Annotated in this window: 22 protein-coding genes; 19 read left to right on the top strand and 3 right to left on the bottom strand. The window is 37.4% G+C overall.

The window, feature by feature from the left end; all coding sequences use genetic code 11:
- Positions 1-25 precede the first annotated feature (25 nt).
- The 14 genes from BMW86_RS32505 to BMW86_RS15425 all read left to right on the top strand — a co-directional run bounded on the left by BMW86_RS32505 (position 26) and on the right by BMW86_RS15425 (position 10,739).
- Positions 26-232 carry a hypothetical protein gene (locus tag BMW86_RS32505; RefSeq protein WP_143056576.1) on the top strand — a complete coding sequence of 69 codons (207 nt, stop codon included), beginning with the start codon at positions 26-28 and terminating at the stop codon, positions 230-232.
- Positions 233-292: 60 nt separating this feature from the next.
- Positions 293-958, top strand: a complete 666-nt coding sequence (locus BMW86_RS15495; protein ID WP_089782632.1) for a hypothetical protein — start codon at positions 293-295, stop codon at positions 956-958.
- A gap of 155 nt (positions 959-1,113) precedes the next feature.
- A complete protein-coding gene (locus BMW86_RS15490) occupies positions 1,114-1,551 on the top strand; it encodes a hypothetical protein (RefSeq protein WP_089782631.1) in 438 nt (145 codons plus the stop codon).
- 30 nt (positions 1,552-1,581) lie between these two features.
- Complete coding sequence (locus BMW86_RS15485) at positions 1,582-1,932, top strand: hypothetical protein (RefSeq protein WP_089782630.1); 351 nt, start codon at positions 1,582-1,584, stop codon at positions 1,930-1,932.
- A gap of 265 nt (positions 1,933-2,197) precedes the next feature.
- Positions 2,198-2,662, top strand: a complete 465-nt coding sequence (locus tag BMW86_RS15475; RefSeq protein ID WP_089782628.1) for a hypothetical protein — start codon at positions 2,198-2,200, stop codon at positions 2,660-2,662.
- A gap of 71 nt (positions 2,663-2,733) precedes the next feature.
- Positions 2,734-3,231, top strand: coding sequence for a hypothetical protein (locus BMW86_RS15470; protein WP_089782627.1), 498 nt, complete (start codon positions 2,734-2,736; stop codon positions 3,229-3,231).
- Positions 3,231-3,650: a hypothetical protein gene (locus tag BMW86_RS15465; protein ID WP_089782626.1), complete on the top strand. Its 420-nt coding sequence runs from the start codon at positions 3,231-3,233 to the stop codon at positions 3,648-3,650. The genes BMW86_RS15470 and BMW86_RS15465 overlap by 1 nt, the downstream gene beginning before the upstream one ends.
- Positions 3,651-3,995: 345 nt before the next feature.
- Positions 3,996-5,978 carry a hypothetical protein gene (locus BMW86_RS15455; RefSeq protein WP_143056575.1) on the top strand — a complete coding sequence of 661 codons (1,983 nt, stop codon included), beginning with the start codon at positions 3,996-3,998 and terminating at the stop codon, positions 5,976-5,978.
- Between the two features lie 17 nt (positions 5,979-5,995).
- Positions 5,996-6,706 (top strand): N-6 DNA methylase, encoded by a 711-nt coding sequence (locus tag BMW86_RS15450; protein WP_089782623.1) that lies wholly within the window; start codon positions 5,996-5,998, stop codon positions 6,704-6,706.
- A 303-nt stretch (positions 6,707-7,009) separates the two neighbouring features.
- Positions 7,010-7,867 (top strand): hypothetical protein, encoded by an 858-nt coding sequence (locus BMW86_RS15445; RefSeq protein ID WP_089782622.1) that lies wholly within the window; start codon positions 7,010-7,012, stop codon positions 7,865-7,867.
- A gap of 53 nt (positions 7,868-7,920) precedes the next feature.
- Complete coding sequence (locus BMW86_RS15440) at positions 7,921-8,841, top strand: hypothetical protein (RefSeq protein ID WP_089782621.1); 921 nt, start codon at positions 7,921-7,923, stop codon at positions 8,839-8,841.
- A 15-nt stretch (positions 8,842-8,856) separates the two neighbouring features.
- A complete protein-coding gene (locus tag BMW86_RS15435) occupies positions 8,857-9,771 on the top strand; it encodes a hypothetical protein (protein WP_089782620.1) in 915 nt (304 codons plus the stop codon).
- A gap of 18 nt (positions 9,772-9,789) precedes the next feature.
- The gene (locus tag BMW86_RS15430; protein ID WP_089782619.1) at positions 9,790-10,185 is read left to right on the top strand and encodes a hypothetical protein; all 396 of its coding nucleotides are present in this window, start codon (positions 9,790-9,792) and stop codon (positions 10,183-10,185) included.
- Between the two features lie 68 nt (positions 10,186-10,253).
- Positions 10,254-10,739 carry a macro domain-containing protein gene (locus BMW86_RS15425; protein WP_089782618.1) on the top strand — a complete coding sequence of 162 codons (486 nt, stop codon included), beginning with the start codon at positions 10,254-10,256 and terminating at the stop codon, positions 10,737-10,739.
- Here the strand turns inward: BMW86_RS15425 and BMW86_RS15420 are convergent.
- Entirely contained in the window at positions 10,731-10,970 is a 240-nt protein-coding gene (locus BMW86_RS15420) for a DUF6965 family protein (RefSeq protein WP_089782617.1), read from the bottom strand. The two genes, BMW86_RS15425 and BMW86_RS15420, sit on opposite strands and share 9 nt — an antisense overlap.
- 59 nt (positions 10,971-11,029) lie before the next feature.
- Between BMW86_RS15420 and BMW86_RS32835 the strand changes: the two genes are divergently transcribed.
- The 3 genes from BMW86_RS32835 (at position 11,030) to nudK (ending at position 12,632) form a co-directional block, all read left to right on the top strand.
- Positions 11,030-11,191, top strand: a complete 162-nt coding sequence (locus BMW86_RS32835; protein ID WP_177189273.1) for a hypothetical protein — start codon at positions 11,030-11,032, stop codon at positions 11,189-11,191.
- Between the two features lie 114 nt (positions 11,192-11,305).
- On the top strand, positions 11,306-11,647 hold the full coding sequence (locus BMW86_RS15415; protein ID WP_089782616.1) for a hypothetical protein: 342 nt from the start codon (positions 11,306-11,308) through the stop codon (positions 11,645-11,647).
- Positions 11,648-12,053: 406 nt separating this feature from the next.
- Positions 12,054-12,632 (top strand): GDP-mannose pyrophosphatase NudK, encoded by a 579-nt coding sequence (gene nudK, locus BMW86_RS15410; RefSeq protein WP_089782615.1) that lies wholly within the window; start codon positions 12,054-12,056, stop codon positions 12,630-12,632.
- Positions 12,633-12,669: 37 nt separating this feature from the next.
- Here the strand turns inward: nudK and BMW86_RS15405 are convergent, their stop codons facing one another.
- Both BMW86_RS15405 and BMW86_RS15400 read right to left on the bottom strand, forming a co-directional pair.
- The gene (locus BMW86_RS15405; RefSeq protein WP_089782614.1) at positions 12,670-13,641 is read right to left on the bottom strand and encodes a hypothetical protein; all 972 of its coding nucleotides are present in this window, start codon (positions 13,639-13,641) and stop codon (positions 12,670-12,672) included.
- Between the two features lie 26 nt (positions 13,642-13,667).
- Positions 13,668-14,441 carry a DUF6345 domain-containing protein gene (locus BMW86_RS15400; protein WP_143056574.1) on the bottom strand — a complete coding sequence of 258 codons (774 nt, stop codon included), beginning with the start codon at positions 14,439-14,441 and terminating at the stop codon, positions 13,668-13,670.
- Between the two features lie 438 nt (positions 14,442-14,879).
- On the opposite strand from BMW86_RS15400, the gene BMW86_RS15395 reads away from it, so the two are divergent.
- Positions 14,880-15,431 (top strand): RNA polymerase sigma factor, encoded by a 552-nt coding sequence (locus BMW86_RS15395; protein ID WP_089782612.1) that lies wholly within the window; start codon positions 14,880-14,882, stop codon positions 15,429-15,431.
- A gap of 37 nt (positions 15,432-15,468) precedes the next feature.
- Positions 15,469-16,560: a FecR family protein gene (locus BMW86_RS15390; protein ID WP_089782611.1), complete on the top strand. Its 1,092-nt coding sequence runs from the start codon at positions 15,469-15,471 to the stop codon at positions 16,558-16,560.

Raw genomic sequence — 16,560 nt, 5'->3', positions numbered from 1 at the left:
ATTAACCACTATTAAATAAATAAAGTTGGAAATCACAAGAATCAGCCTACTTACCCTAAAGAAAAATACCCTTGAGATAAATATATCATCCGAAGAACTTCTCAGAATTGAAAACGGCGAATTTGTACAACGTGTTGTCCCGCATTTAAGCCCGGAAATAAGGGAGTTTCTGATATCAGGTATTACACCAGAGGAATGGAAGGATCACTTTGGGAGTGAAGAAGACTCATAAGATGATATCCTATTTGCTCATTTTAATTACAAATACAAACCTAAAAACCAAATAAAAAATATGTCAGTACTTGATTCTAAACCACTTGCTCATGTCAATTTGAAACACATTGATGAGGTATTACTGGATTCAAACGGACTTTTAAAAGTTGTTGACGCAGACCTACTCAGATCCTTTAGATTTTTAGAACTGCGTCTGTGGGCCAGAGAGAATGGAGTGTACCAATTCATTACAACTGAAATGATCGATTGGTTGAGAACATACTTTGATGGGAGAAAAGGTTTGGAGATCTGTGCCGGCAAAGGTACAATCGGACGGACATTAGGTATTATCAGCACAGATTCACGCCTGCTACAAACTAATCATGGCATCGTGAAATCTGCAATGCAACAATTCAATGAACAGCCAACTAACCCACCTGATGATGTGCTGACTTTTGAGTCCAACGCAGCTGTCAATCATTTCAAACCGCAGGTGGTTGTTGGCGCTTTCGTTAGCCAGCTTTACAAACCTGGTGAAAACTGGGACAAAATCCCCAGTTCCGCCTTCGGTACTGATGAAGAACTATTATATAAGAAAGTTTCAACTTATATCATGTTCGGTAACATAAATGTTCACAAACACAAACGACTTTTCAAGAAACAGCATCGGGAATATTTCTTTCCATGGCTTTTTACCAGGTGTGAAGATCAAAGTAAAAACCGGGTATGGGTCTGGACGAAATAAATATATTTCAATATAAAACCAGGGCTAATATGCCTATTTCACGAAATATTAAAGGCCGGCTTCGATATGTTCATTCATAAAGCATAAGTCGGTCTTTTTCAAAAAGTTGATTACTTAAGACAGCACTATTACTATATCGATAAAATGAATTCACCATGACCAAATGTGCAAAGCTCGTGGCTGTTTCATTGATGACACGAGTTGAAGTAAATATTAATTTAACAGATGAACAGATTTGGAGTTTAGCTGTACCCAAATTGATTTCGGCCTTACAGGATGGCGGAATGGACAACCTTGAATTTATCGAGGACGATACCGAATGTCCATACATGGAAGCAGCATATGACAAGAAATCCAAGGATCAAACCGAAACGGAAGAACGTAGAATTATAGGATATCAGATTGAAAGTACGGATGGAGAACATCGGCTTCCCTTGGGCTTTTACAGCTTTGTAATTTTCTCTGAAAAAGCAGTAGATCTCTGGTTAGAAATTGATGCGTTAATTCCAAGCGGAGAATGGAGAAAGGTACCTGTTTATGCAGGTGAAATAGAAGACCCAATATTACTTAACAAAACTCCCCAAATCCATTAAATTTCCCAATACATACCAAATTATTCAACAATGGAGAAAAAAGAGATTAAAGAAAAACTACTCTCCATTATAGCGCAATACCCTACAGCCAGATTAATAGTGATTCAATATTATGGTGCCGCCGGTGATTTCGAGGAATTTTCAGATGTGTCAGCCTGTGACAATTGTGGGAATCCTGTATTACTACAAAAGGAATTTCTTTCGCAAATAGAATCTCTGCTCGGGCACTTAATAGGATATTCTGGGCTAACATTCGATGGAAACGGGTCTGAAGGACTAATCAACATAGATCTTAATACTATGACCTTATACCTGGATAACAACGATATATATTATCAAAGCTCACCAGGAATCAGCACTCAGCTGCGTATTAGCGAATAATGTGAAAAATCATTTATTGTATAACCATTAAAAATGAGACAAATGATCAGAAAAACAACTCTTTATTTAACACTAGGAATAGCGTTGGTTATAATAGGATTATCTCTTCTGTGCAAATTTGCCGGCTGGCAGATCGCGCTGGCAATAATAGCTGTCCTAATGGGAATTATTTTCATTTGGCATTACTCCAAATTAAAAAAGGAAAGCAATAGTCCCCGTAGTATCTGGGAGCATATCTATCAATGATTATTAATAACGATGTAAAATGAAAAAATCAGACATACCAACGCCTTACATATTGGTTGGAGCATATAGTAATGATTTCTCAGAAGATTGTGATTTTGCAATTATTGAGATTAGTACATCATTTTTACAGGAATTGGAAAATAGATTTAGCGTTTTCAATCAGCAGATATCTTCAAAATTTATTAATGTCACCTTCTACGATTCTCCAAAAGGCTTTTTTCGCAATAAACACAATTGCCCTGAAGATTTAACAGCTTCAGCAATACTGGGCTCTATGGATTTTTGCTTTATCGACATCACAGAGCAGGAAATTGAGAATCTGGAAATCCCTGAAAGTAGATATGATGAAGAAATGATGGTTATTACTGACTACAAAAACTTCTATTATACTGCCACCGCTAAGTACACTGAAGCGACTTTTAGAACCAATGGCATTCATATTCAGGATTTAAAGGATGCTTTGTATTCACAGCAGGCAACATAACAATCAAAATAGAAACACCATCAATTGTTTCTAACGCTGATATAATTACTAATCCAATAAAATATATAACTATGCCCCCACTATTCTCCAAAGCAGAGGAGCCTACTAATCTTATTTATATCAGGTCAATTTATCTACGAAATTTAGGCTATAGTATGTACACAATTGTTGAATTAAATGAAAGTTTGCTAAATATCATCAGAAAGGAAAAACTTCGCGTCGAATTGTTTTTTCGTGATGCTCCTTATTTAAAGTGTCTTTGCTACAATGTAGCGCCGGTCGGTTGTTTTCGATACAATAAATCTATCAAATATATAGAAGAGTCAGCTTCCATTGGTGATATTCAACAGGAAGATTGGTTCTTTATCAAAATGGACGAAGAAATATTGGAAAGGCACAAAAGAATTAGTGAGGCATTTTTTCAGTATCAGATGGAATTTTTACCTGACAAAACTTTTCGATTTACAGCTTCAACTAAAGCCTACAGTAACTTAATAACTACTGTAAATGTTTCGGCTAATGACCTATTAAATAAATGTAGTGATAATAAAATCAGCTACTTAAACTAATGAAACCTTATAGTACCAAATTCAGAGGGTGTCCAAAATACATAGCTCATAAATTCAAAGGGATACCTAGTAAAGCCAGAGGGATTACCAAGTCAGCCAGACAGCAGATTATTATTGCAAACCGCAGCCGGCATAAATCCGAAAGACAAAATGCTCGGTTGCTTATCAAAAAAGAGCTTGAACAGGATGACGATTCCGAGATAAAAGTAATACTAATTCTTGAAAATGGTGTTCTGCAACCGGTCTACAGTAATTACCCCCTTAAGTACGCTTTAGTGTATTATGATGAAGACAAAAAACCCGTGGAGGGTGTATTTGAGTCAGATCATTGCCAATTCGATCTCAAAGAACTATATAATCATCCGGACATTGAAAAATATATGGATATATATGATCAATTATGTCGCTTAAACTTCTAAAATTATATATCCTTAACTTTTAATTTCATGATTGAGAATGAGAAACAATATAGGATTACTCAGCGTTGGCTTCATAACTTTCAAAAATCTTTGAAAACACAGGAGTTAGTCACCTCTGACAACCCCTTATTGCAGCAGATTTACATCAACTCATTGAAAAGTATAATCAGCGAACTCAGTGATGAAATTAAGCAGTACGAAGCATTGCAAAACCAGCATTAAACCCTAATAGACTATTAACCCATTCATATTCCATATATCCCATCCTGTTTTACAATAACCCCAGGTAACCCATAATCCCTTATTGATATGTTTTGTGTGTATGATATAGAAACCCTCAAAGGGATGTTTCTGTACGTGTCGAAGAATTTACAGACTGGAAAAATGTCCGTCTATCGTATTGATAGGTATAGAAATGATCTGTATGATTTTGTTAGACATCTCCGGGAGGACGATTGTGAATACTATGTTTCATTTAACGGCCTTTCATTTGACAGCCAGGTAATACAGTATATCCTGGAAAACTATTCAACCTGGGAAGGTTTTTCAGCCCTAAAGATAACTGGACTCATTTACCAGTTTGCACAGGACCGGATAGATGATGCTAAATACAACCTACGTCCTCCATTCAAGGAATTTAAACTCTGGAAAAAACAAGTTGACCTATTTAAAATTCATCATTATGATAACAAGGGCCGGCGTTGCTCCCTTAAATGGCTGGAATTCTCCATGGACTTTCCCAATATCGAGGAAATGCCTATCGATCACAAGCGCTGGGACTTTACTCAAGTAGAGGTCAGGGAGATTATCTTCTATTGTATTAATGATGTGATGGCCACTGAGCGTCTTTACCTGATTACCAGAGGAATCACTGACCTGGAAGAATATGCCGGAAAAGACAAGATCCAGGAAAGATTTGATATTATTTCCGAATTTAATCTGTCTTGGTCTGCCTTAAGCTGGTCAGATGTCAGGATCGGCGATGAGCTTAACAGAGTAGGATATATCCGGGAATCGGGACTTAGCCCCTATGAAGTCTATGAGCTGAAAGAGAAAAGAACATCTACAGCCGGCTTCACGTTTTCAGACTGTATACCTAAATATGTCCAGTTCAAAACCCCTAAGTTCCAGGAATTTCTTGCACGGGTAAAAGATGAGAAAGTCTATCTCAAAAAGAAGCAGGAATTCATTATAGAGGTCGATGGTACCTCCTATATGATTAAAAAAGGCGGTATCCACAGCATGGAGAAAAAACGCATGCTGGTAGGCGGTGATGGCCGGCTTATTATCGATGCCGATGTGGGATCACAATATCCCAATGCTATCGTTAAAAGAGGATTATTCCCTTCCCACCTGGGCCCACTATGGCTAATTAACTACAAGCGTACGATTGAACTTCGTTTGAAGTACAAAGCCCTCAGCCAGGATACCTCACTGACATCTACCGAGCGGAAAAAATATAAAGGGCTTGCAGAGTTTTTAAAATTAGCGCTCAATGGTGGCGGATTCGGAAAGACAAATGAACCCACTAACTGGCAATACGATCCCAAAGTTCAATTTTCCTGCACAATAGGTAACCAATTCGAAATGCTAATGCTCATTGAATCATTGTTAATGGAAGGAATCAAGGTGGTTTCCGCAAATACTGACGGAATAGTATGTCAACTCGCCCAGGAGAAGGAATCCAGATATTACGAGATCTGCAGGGAGTGGGAGAAAATTGTAGGCAACAATGAAATGGGAAAATTGGAGTATACACATTTTGATAAAATTATTCAGACCTCTGTTAATGATTATTTAGGGATCAAATCAAATGGCGAAATAAAACGTAAAGGAGATTTTGCTATCAGCACGGAGCTTCATAAGAACAAAAGCAGGAGAATCATCCCTATTGCTATTGAGAAACATTTTGTTAACAATATTCCAATCGAGCAAACCATACGTCAGCATCAGAATGTATTCGATTTCTGTGTAGGTGTTAAATCGTCAAAAGATTATCACTATGAAGGTATCAATATCCGTAATGGTGAAAAGGATATATATCATCGGGTCATTAGGTACTATATGACTGAAAAAGGGAAAAAACTGGTAAAAGTTAAAAATCCGGAATCCTTAAAAAAAGGGAAAAAACTATCTCAATGTGAAGCTGGTAAGTGGTTAAGTGAAGTGATCAACACTTATAAAGACCAGAATATTTCAGATCTGGACATTGACTATAATTATTATATCCATAAATGCAATGAGATAATCCAGGGACTGGAAACACCTGCTAAGCGACAAAAGAAAAACCCGGTAAGTCAACCCTTAACCCAGCTATCGATTTTCTAACCGGCCAAATTTAGTAAATGAAACAACTGGATGAATTCATAAAAATTTTCAATTCACTGGGTAGATACCAGGACATAGCTGAAGCATTCGAAGTTTTCCTCGATCACTGCCTTCTGCCTCAAAAAAAAGGTGTCTTGCCACAAGAAATAGAGGAGTGCATGAAAAAGATACACCACCCGGAAGGAGAATTCCTTTTCATGGAACTTAAAAATATCCTCATTGATGTTAAAGCCAAAAAGGACTGCTATGATTTATTGGGGGATTTCTTTATGGATTCCATTTCAAGAGGCCATAATGGGCAGTTTTTCACTCCAGACGAGATCGGCAACATTTTAGCCAGAATTAATATTCCACAGGATGCAAAGCTGGGAGAAAAGGTACTGGACCCAGCTTGCGGAAGTGGAAGGCTGCTAATGGCCGCACATAGAAGGTGCCGGCATTTACTCCTCTTTGGAGCTGATACCAGTCGTATCTGTTGCAAAATGGCATTATTAAATATGCTAATGTATGGAATGATAGGAGAAATCAGCCATATGAACTCTCTTAGTAACGAATTCTTCGAAGCCTATATTATCTATGTAGAGCAGGAAGGCCACCTTTTAATTCCATACTATATACATACCATTGACCCCCAAAGATCATTTATTAGGCTCAAAACAAAAACGGAGTGGAAGGAGTATTGGGCTAAAAGGAAGGACTGTTATGAAAAAATGCTTCACCCTATATAATAGTGAAAAAACTTTCATCACAATGTTACCTTTTCTCCCTTAGTGCAATGTGTCATAGAAGGGCTCAAATAGAATTGACACTTATCGCTTTGCGTAGCATTGTGGTAGGTGTATTTCTGTTTGAGCCTTTTTTACATTATTCATATTAATTTATTTTAAAATGTATTTAAAGCTATCGCCATTACTTGTCTATCATTTACTTCCAACCCGACTATTGCGCCAGGAAAGTAGCAATGCTTAATGACCTTATGCCAGGTCGCAATCTCAAAAATCATAATAACCTAAAAATTTCTAAAATCAATTATGAAATCACGAACAAAAAAAAACATTTCAATTTTAATTTCTGTATTTGTAGTCGCCTCGATAATTCTCTATCTAATATATGAGCCCACCGTTTCTGTAAATTATTTTGGCAATGCTGACTTCAATGTTTTAGACAGTGGCCGAGTTGACATCACACCAAAACAGTTAATTGATAAATTATTCCACGCACTAGGAGGAAAACAAAGAATTGAGAACGTATCCACTGTATACGAAATCGTGACCCAAAAAAAAGGGGAGAAAACTCTTACTACAAAAAAATGGATATGCCAGGGAAAATATGCACGATATGAATATAAAGGAGATAGCATCGATATAACAGAAATATATACTCCTTCTGCTGCTATCATGATCGATGAAATTAGTGCTAAGGTAGGTGATATTGATATCACTGATAAAAATAACCTTTTATACTATGGCGATTATATGTATTCCGCAACTAATCTGCTGCTCGATTTTAACAGCACTAATTTCCGGCCAATGAATATGGATAAAAGGGGATACTATGTTTATAGCACTGCAAACGACCAGCATAATTATTTCTGGATTGATTATAAATCATTTCTCATAACAAGGTCAATACGATTTGATCTAGAAGGATTTGGTCACATAACCGATTACAGCAATTTTACCGTGGGCTATGATGGGTTTTCTTACCCCATCAAAGCTATAACAACAGTTTACGAATTCAAAGATGGATTTCCGGCAAAAAAACTAGATGATATCACTCAAACCGTATTTACATTCAATGTTCCAATACCAACTTCTTTGTTTAGGATCTCAGAGGAACAGCGAGGTATATACTACAATCTTACTAAAAAAGATTTTCCTCGGCTATAGCCAGTCTAGTAGGTATTCAATCGTTTTCCTTAATCAAAACATACAATTACAAAATGAACTCATTAAATAGAAGTATTAGTTTATTTTTCCTTTTTACCACCTTCCAATTATCCGGATGCACCTTCTCTTATGATCCTCCAACTGATGATTCTAAATCAGAAATTCCAACTGACATATTTAATGACAGTCTTGCCTCTGATCAAAATTTAACCCCCTTAATAAACACTAGCATTAATCCTTTTGATATCTCGACAGAAGAACTTAGCACGAAGCTTTTAAAAGCTGTTGGGGGTATTGAGGTTCTAAAAAAAACTAAAACAGAATACGAGGAATATCATCATACAATAGATGGCCATATAACAAGTGGTAGAAAATGGGTAGTCATAGATAATAGGTCCCGCACTGTAGATTTGGTCGATGGGTCAGAGCATTCTGATTTAGTATGCCAACAAGCAGGTATGCAAATTCACAAGGCACCTTTCGCAATAGTAGATATAGATTTAAAAGATCCTGGTTATAAAGAATTCTGCTTACATGGTTCATTTTTGTATGCGTATCCGGAAAGGGTCTCGCAATTTAATGAAAGAAATATCACTCCTTTAGGAATGGACCATGACTATTACATATTCGACATGCGCATTCAAAACAAAGATTTAGGATATTTCTGGGTAGATAAAGACAGCATGTTGGTGCGAAAACAATTGACGACGGGTATTGCTGCGGACGGGAAATATTTTGCAGACATCGTATCATACCAAAATTTTATTAAAAATAAAACCGGATACACACATCCTACTCTCATCTGCGTCTCAAGATATGATTACAAAAAAAGTAAGCTAGGCATGCAACAAAAATATAACTACACGATATTCAACATAAGCTTCGACAGAAAAATGGACAACTCATTGTTCTCCGTATCTGACGACATAAAAAGATACTATACCTTAAATACTGGGAAAGTGTATCCCTATTAAATTAATACAACAAAAATGAAAACTTTCAGGTCCATTAAAGAAGCCATTATTATGGCATTCACAATACTTTCATTCTCGTCTTGTTTTACAAATATCAAACCCAGTACTCCTACTATTCCGGCAAAAGATAGTGCAACTTCAATAAAGGATAATACGTCTGACTTCAGATCAGCATTTTTAGCTGATAAACTCGCTCCTATGGATATATCTACTCAAGAGCTAATAGCCAGACATATAAAAGCACTGGGAGGCCGGCAGGTGATCGAAAATATAAAAACTGTTTTTGAGAAAGTGGAAAAAAGTGAATCTGGTGAGTTATTAAATCTAAATAGATGTGTTTTGATAAATAAAAAGGCTCATTATGACGGAGAAAAAAATAATGAGAAGTTTACCGAAATAACAACCCCAAAAGGTTCGTTACATATTGACTGGAAAACCATGGAATTATCTGAATACACCCCTGAACCAGAGATACTTCCCATATTGCTTTCAGGGTTATTGCATTATGGGAATCCCATGGAAATTCTTGATTTAGACTCGACCAATTTCAAGCCTTTAGGAATAACATCAAGTTTTCTCTATAAAGTAAAGCATACGAATAGCTCCGGTATTATGTCCTATTTGTATATAGATCAAAAAACCTTTCTGGTAGTGCGAATGATGTCTGACCTTGACAATGGAGAGCCTGATGTATACTTGACTTTATTTTCAGAATTCACAAAAAACAAAGAAGGATATCATTATCCGGCGAGAATATTTTGCTTTACCTGCAAAAATGAAAACGGCAGGTTAGGAGAAACTACAGATTACAGTACAACTGTTACAGATATAAAGTATAATGTTCCATTATCTGATACGCTTTTCAATATACGGGAGCCTCTAAAGAGCCAATATGAAGCTAAATCCATACTACATATTTTTTCCAAATAACAACCAAAAGATTGATTAATGAAAACATTTCTATTAGTAATTCTCTCAATCTGCATATTGGAGGGATTAAAAATTCATGGCACTTATAGAATGGTGGATAGAAAGGGTGATTATGGAACCGTATACATAGATTTTGGAGATAGTACATATGTAAAAAGAACGTCTGAAGGTGCCATTGACAAAGGAAAAATTCATCGAGTAAAAATGCCTAATGGGCGAACAACAATATACCTGAAGAATTATGTTGAAACTGAAGATGAGGATTCGGCTAAACAATTAATTAGACGCTCATGGGGGAATAGCGTGATTGAGTTTATCGAAACGAGTAACGATACAATTCCATATAGGGTCACTTTCGTCAGGAATTTACATATAACGTTAGCATCGGGCAGATTTATTAAGAGCTATAAATAAAAAATTTAATTGTAGCAGGTATATGTATGATATATATCTGCTACAATTCTTTATAAAATCAAATTAATATGGCAATACATTATGTTGTCGGAGATGCTACATCTCCTATTGGGAGCGGATCGAAGGTTATTGCGCATATTTGCAACAATCAAGGCTACTGGGGAAAAGGATTTGTAATGGCATTATCTAAAAAATGGCCTTTCATCAGGGATGAATATAAAAAATGGTACTATAATAATAATGATACATTTAAGTTAGGAGCTGTATTAGCCCTACCAGTTGGGGAAAATATCTTAGTAGCCAATATAATTGGACAGGAGGGAATTTATAAGGATAAGGAGGGTAATCCGCCAATAAGATATGATGAACTTAAGACTGGACTATTCTATCTGACGGATCTTATTTGTGCAATGCGAACAAATATGCCGACATCAGTGCATATGCCTAGAATTGGTTGCGGACTTGCAGGAGGAGAATGGAAAATAGTTGAACCAATCATTGAATCAACGCTTTGTGAAGCTGGGATTGAGGTATACGTGTATGATTTAAAGTGAGGTTTTGTTCAACTTTTTCTCTAGCTCATCTTTAAAAGTCAATAATCGCAGGTAAAATGGTTCATATAAGGTCTGACCAATGTGCGTTTTCAGAACTAAAATGTGTCCAGAAACAAAATCAAGAGGACGAGAGACTATTGATCCCTTTGCAATTTCAATGTCTTTTGGAAGTTCTTTTCCTTTAAAAAAATCATCCAAATTATCTATATCCTGTATTGTAAATGATGGCATGATCCTATTTATGCAGGTAAATATAATATACAATTCCAAATTATAAAACAATACAACCAATGGAAAAAGATAAAAGATTTGAAGATTACTGGAATGAATTTTTATTGATTCCTGTTGTCAATGGAAGAATTCAACTACCATTTTATCAATTCGAAAAAGGATCTGAGTTTGAGAGGATTCTGGAATGGTTAAACGAAAAATGTGCAAACGAACTCCTTTAGGCTAAGATTATGACCGAAAGAATGACAAATGTCAGATCATACTCCTTTTTGAAATTGAAATTATTCTGGGAGAAAATTTGTAAACAGAAATAATCAAAATATATATTTGCACCTATGTTGGTTTACTATTTAGAAAATTATATGGCTCATCCCATTGAACTCACTAAAGCAATGGAAAAATTACTGGAGGATAAAGACTCTATAATATTAGGGCCAAAGCAATTATGGAATGAGACTTTGGGAGATATTAATATATCAACCACTTTTACCGGTAATGATATTTCTTTAGGGGCATCATCTCCGCCTTTAGTTTTTGAAACTTATATATACACACCAGGCGAAGATCACGAGTTTTATGAATATAGGGAGAACTACAGTACCTATCAGCAGGCTGAAAATGGTCACAAAAAAATAGTAGACATGGTAAAAGCCGCTGAAAAACGGTCGAAGTTTTAAGTGTTTGTGGGAAACTTCAGATGATATTCCTGTTAGAAATAGGAAATATTCTCAGAGGCAATCTAATACAATAAATTGTTAATATGAATACAAAAGTTAACCCCAAAACGAGATATTGTCCCGTTTGCCCATTCTAACTTATTGATTATCGGGCATTTCGAAACACCTTGTTGATATATATAAATTTTATTTATGGTATTATTCACTCCAGGAGAAGGATCTACACATATACGAATCAATAAATTAGTCCCTCTGACTCTGTTTGTCTTGGTTCGAATCCAGGTCAGGCAACAAGAAACTAAAACCCGCTCTAAGAGCGGGTTTTTTCGTATGTATAAAAATGTTTATGTACTACCCAATTCATTAAATCGTTATTATCTTACCAATTAACGCTACAATATCATCCATGCAAAACAAGGTAAAAATTCTGAAGACTGAAGTCCTCTCTGATAACTGGTACACGTTAAGAAAGATCACCTACGAATATCAGAAAGCCAATGGTACCTGGGAAACCCAAAACAGAGAAGCCTATGACAGGGGCAACGGTGCTACCATTTTACTGTATAACAAAGAGCAGAAAACAGTCATTCTCACCAGGCAGTTCAGACTACCTACTTTTGTAAATGGTAACCCAACCGGTATGCTCATTGAAACATGTGCAGGCCTGCTGGATAAAGACAATCCTGAAGATTGTATAAGAAGAGAAACGGAAGAAGAAACAGGATATAGGATTACAGATGTCCGTAAAATATTTGAAGCGTATATGTCTCCCGGTTCTGTTACAGAAGTATTATACTTCTTCGTTGCAGAATATTCAAAATCGATGAAGATACATGAGGGAGGTGGTATTGCACATGAACAGGAAGATATTGAAGTACTGGAAATAACACTTGATAAGGCTATGGAGATGATTGATAATGGGGAGATCAAAGATGGGAAGTCAATTATGTTGTTGCAGTATGCGAAGTTGAAGGCCTTAATTTAAAAGGTCTGCGTCAAAAAATTGACGCAGACCTTTTAAATTAATCTTTCGTAGGTAGTTTACCACGCCCACTGGAATCTACCTGTCCGCGTTGTATCATTTTGATCTGATCTTTCGCCTTAGGATCTACATCCAGCAATTTTAATGGTTCCGGAGAATCTTTCAACAAAGGAATAACGCCCAGGTAACGAATAGGTTTTACCTGTTTATCTCCCAGGTTGATCACAGTTTCAAAAGCAAATACGGGCTGCAGGTACCTGCCGTTATTATCATAATAGGTTTTATTGACGCTTTTGACATCGTATTGTGCAGTTGCGCCAAACTCCTGTATGATCTGCCTTTTCAACAGACCTTCTGCTTCTTCGCGGGAAATCAGTTCTTCCTGTTTTAGTTGCCGTTTGCCGGAAGTTTCATTCACTTCCCTCCAACGATAGGTTAAACCAAGTACCTCTCCTTTGTCCCCGATGTTCACTATGATTTTGGAGCCTGCTCCTATTACCTGTAAGCTGTCAATTATACGGCCATAAGTAAGCGTAATCAATTTATCTACGATAGGGCCATTTACAGATTGTGCGCGAAGCCCACCTTCATGTACCAGCTTTAGCTGTTCTGCTTTTTTAGGGAACAGCCCTTTATCACGGATAAACTTTTCGCTTATCTTAATAGCCTCTTCTTTGCCCGGTAGCTTAGGCGTAAAATCGCCCAGATATTCTTTACTGAATTTATTGAAGGCGAAGTTACCGGTGGTCAGATCCTGTTCCAGGGTTGTATTCACATCATCCGGAGATACGAAGTAAGCAATATTCTCATCTTTAGATACTGTGAGATCTTTAGCAGATGAGATGCCAAGAAAATCGCTTATCAGTTTCCGGGTATTATCCTGAGTAAGAGGTGCCGTCTCTTCAAAAGAATACAGATAAATGTTTGTCTCATTTCCCGGATGTGTTCTGTTACATTTACAGGCACACAGCGTAAGACAACTTATGAAAACAGCTGCATTTTTTATAGTCATGATTCTAACTTTAAAAGTGAATGAAATTAAAACTGCCACCAGGTTTTCATACCGCCGGTACCACCAGCAGGATCTGCTGCATAACTACCTAACCGGTCGTTCTCAGTGCTGGTATATATAATGGCGCTGGCATAACCGGGGAACTCTGTATAAGTGCCATCAGAGTAGAAGGTGCGTTCACCATCGACTGCACTGAACCATGACTGCCAGATGCCTCCGTTTGCTTTCAGTTTGTTGGCAAAACGGTTAGGAATACCGTTATCTGAGTAGCTCAGTGTACGGAAGCCTGCCAACTGATGCAGACCCTGAAAAATAGCACTCCATGGCGTCCACCAGTCGCCACTGGCAGGAGCTTCCGGAGCAGATGCTACGGTGGAGCAGGATTCAATAATCATGAACTCAAGATCCCCGCCGGTGGAGAGGTCGCCATAAGCAGGACAGTTACGCAGATCCACACCAGTACTGGTGCTTTGATTCGTTTGTACATAATAAGCACTTCCGTGAGCAGCTACATAGGCCAGGTCCATTTTATCAACGAAGTCCTGGTGATCACTGTCAAATTCGAATGGTTCTGCCCAGAAGTATTGTACTTCCTGCCAGCGGTTTGCACCAACCGTTTGCCAACCCTGGAAGTTCTTTATAAAGTTCCAGACGTTTCTTACAAAGCGATCTTCTGCGTGGTCTACATAGCCACCGATTTCACGATCGGAAGCTTTAACATAATTGATTACAGAACAGGATAGCAGGAACGCCACAAAAAGCGCCCTTACCCTGAAGAAGGAGGGGTTACGTGTTTTCATTACATTGTTTTTGGAGTTATGAACAAACTGCTTATGCCAATGGCATAAACACATAAATTAAATTATTAAATATCTTAATTAAATTGTTGGGGTAGCTCTATGCTGTTGGGGTATTATTGTGCCATTCACGTATAATCAAATATACAGATTTCTGATGATTTTCATCAATTTTGAAGTTACTAGTCAGATCACATTTCATTATTAAAATCAATATGTGATGGATAGAAAAAATGAAAATTCGAAAATATATAATCATGATAAGTTTTCATTAACATCAGATTAACCAAACCCTTAACATCCTATTATTTATCACAAGAAAGACTATTAGTTATATTTAGAAGGGCGTATTAAATCTATGTTATAGGGTTGCAGTTTTGAGAAGTAAACTTTATGTTTGTACGACCAATCATTTATTTTCAACAGAGTCAATATTTGTGAATGTATCCAGATTATGGAAATGATGTTATTCTGCTGGAACGGCTAAAGGCACATGATTTAGAAGCCTTTAACTACCTATATAATAACAACAGGAAGTGGTTATACGTTCTCGCTTTGTCTATTATAAAGGACGAATGCGAGGCGCAGGACCTTGTCCAGGATCTTTTCATTGATTTCTGGCAGCAAACTTTATATAAACAAGTCACAACATCTATTAAGGGTTATCTGTCTAACAGTATCAAAAACAGGGCATACAATTTTATTCGTAATGAAGGTGTTCGTAAAAAAAGAGAAAATAATATCCCGCTCCCCAATGAATTCATCCTACCCACTTACCATCTCGAAAATGCCGAGCTGAAGAAAGAACTTACCGCCGCTATGGATGATCTCTCCCCGGCCGCCGCAAGAGTCTTTAATCTCGCTTACCTGGAACATAGAAGCTACCATGAAATAGCCGCAGACCTGTCCATCAGCCGCAATACGGTGATGAATCATATGGTCAAAGCTTTAAAAACTTTACGTACCAGGCTAAAAAAGTGGGAATCCCTATAGTGCTATTCTATTAAAACCGTGTCTATAAGTCATAGTGATGAAACAGGATGATGATAAAATTGATTACTTATTGGCAGGTAAAATAGCCGGTACCCTTGATAGCACAGAGCTTATTGAGATAGATATGCTCATTGCTGAGGATAATACTATCCACGAACGCTGGCTCGCATTAAATAATGCGCTCCCTGCCGATGGGATCAGTGAAGTTGAATGGGCCGATCTCACCACCGTATTACAAAAATCAAAAACCAACATACACCTTTTCAAAAAGCTCGCAGTCGCCGCTGTTATAACCGGCGTCTGCGTAACAACCTTGTTCTACTTCTTACCAAAGCAGCAACAACAAATAGCCAATAATAATACGATACAATTAACACTGTCCAATGGCCAGGTCATCGACCTCAGTAAAGAGAAAGGTGATGTAGCTGCAGGAGATGCGCAACTTAACAATACACAACATACCCTCACCTATACTGTAACAGGAAAGGAAAAAACAGGCATTAACAGCCTTACTGTACCTATAGGGAAAGATTATAAGATCACTTTGGATGATGGTACAGAAGTATGGTTAAACTCCGCCAGCCAGCTGAGCTTCCCCTTCTCCTTTACCGGTAATACAAGAGAGATCAGTATCAATGGAGAAGCGTACCTGAAGATCGCGAAAGACGAAAAGAAACCTTTTATTGTACACCTGCCGCATAATAGCGTACAGGTACTGGGAACGGAATTTAACGTCAACTCCTATGATTCCGGAGTAGTAAAAGTAGCACTGGTACAGGGTGCTGTGAACGTCATCAACGGCACGAAAACAGTATCCGTACAACCAGGTATGGAAGCTGTATCCAATGCAAACGGGATCAGCATGGAGCAGTTTGATAAAACCCGCGTACTTGGCTGGAAAAAAGGGATCTATTACTTCTACGGGGCCGACCTGAAAGAGATATCAAAAGTATTGCCACGCTGGTTCGGTATAAATGTAAGTATCGACAACCCAATTGTCATGAACAAAAAGTTCGCCGGTGGAGTAGACAGAAATCAGCCGATCTCCGTATTCATAGAGAACCTGAAAATGGTAACGGATATCGAATGCTCTTTCGATGAAAAAAATAATACATTACACTTCAAATAA

Origin of the sequence: Chitinophaga sp. YR573 (genome assembly GCF_900110995.1) — a bacterium.
GTDB lineage: Bacteria > Bacteroidota > Bacteroidia > Chitinophagales > Chitinophagaceae > Chitinophaga.
Note: the sequence above shows the minus strand (reverse complement) of the source record. Positions and strands in the feature narration are given on the sequence as shown.

Coding starts and splice junctions, on each gene's coding strand:
- nudK (WP_089782615.1), top strand. CDS start 12,054: ATGCAAAACAAGGTAAAAATTCTGAAGACTGAAGTCCTCTCTGATAAC.
- BMW86_RS15425 (WP_089782618.1), top strand. CDS start 10,254: ATGGCAATACATTATGTTGTCGGAGATGCTACATCTCCTATTGGGAGC.
- BMW86_RS15455 (WP_143056575.1), top strand. CDS start 3,996: ATGTTTCTGTACGTGTCGAAGAATTTACAGACTGGAAAAATGTCCGTC.
- BMW86_RS15405 (WP_089782614.1), bottom strand. CDS start 13,641: ATGACTATAAAAAATGCAGCTGTTTTCATAAGTTGTCTTACGCTGTGT.
- BMW86_RS15470 (WP_089782627.1), top strand. CDS start 2,734: ATGCCCCCACTATTCTCCAAAGCAGAGGAGCCTACTAATCTTATTTAT.
- BMW86_RS32835 (WP_177189273.1), top strand. CDS start 11,030: ATGGAAAAAGATAAAAGATTTGAAGATTACTGGAATGAATTTTTATTG.
- BMW86_RS15390 (WP_089782611.1), top strand. CDS start 15,469: ATGAAACAGGATGATGATAAAATTGATTACTTATTGGCAGGTAAAATA.
- BMW86_RS15465 (WP_089782626.1), top strand. CDS start 3,231: ATGAAACCTTATAGTACCAAATTCAGAGGGTGTCCAAAATACATAGCT.
- BMW86_RS15420 (WP_089782617.1), bottom strand. CDS start 10,970: ATGCCATCATTTACAATACAGGATATAGATAATTTGGATGATTTTTTT.
- BMW86_RS15485 (WP_089782630.1), top strand. CDS start 1,582: ATGGAGAAAAAAGAGATTAAAGAAAAACTACTCTCCATTATAGCGCAA.
- BMW86_RS15400 (WP_143056574.1), bottom strand. CDS start 14,441: ATGAAAACACGTAACCCCTCCTTCTTCAGGGTAAGGGCGCTTTTTGTG.
- BMW86_RS15415 (WP_089782616.1), top strand. CDS start 11,306: ATGTTGGTTTACTATTTAGAAAATTATATGGCTCATCCCATTGAACTC.
- BMW86_RS15430 (WP_089782619.1), top strand. CDS start 9,790: ATGAAAACATTTCTATTAGTAATTCTCTCAATCTGCATATTGGAGGGA.
- BMW86_RS15475 (WP_089782628.1), top strand. CDS start 2,198: ATGAAAAAATCAGACATACCAACGCCTTACATATTGGTTGGAGCATAT.
- BMW86_RS15495 (WP_089782632.1), top strand. CDS start 293: ATGTCAGTACTTGATTCTAAACCACTTGCTCATGTCAATTTGAAACAC.
- BMW86_RS15435 (WP_089782620.1), top strand. CDS start 8,857: ATGAAAACTTTCAGGTCCATTAAAGAAGCCATTATTATGGCATTCACA.
- BMW86_RS15450 (WP_089782623.1), top strand. CDS start 5,996: ATGAAACAACTGGATGAATTCATAAAAATTTTCAATTCACTGGGTAGA.
- BMW86_RS15445 (WP_089782622.1), top strand. CDS start 7,010: ATGAAATCACGAACAAAAAAAAACATTTCAATTTTAATTTCTGTATTT.
- BMW86_RS15490 (WP_089782631.1), top strand. CDS start 1,114: ATGACCAAATGTGCAAAGCTCGTGGCTGTTTCATTGATGACACGAGTT.
- BMW86_RS15440 (WP_089782621.1), top strand. CDS start 7,921: ATGAACTCATTAAATAGAAGTATTAGTTTATTTTTCCTTTTTACCACC.
- BMW86_RS15395 (WP_089782612.1), top strand. CDS start 14,880: ATGTATCCAGATTATGGAAATGATGTTATTCTGCTGGAACGGCTAAAG.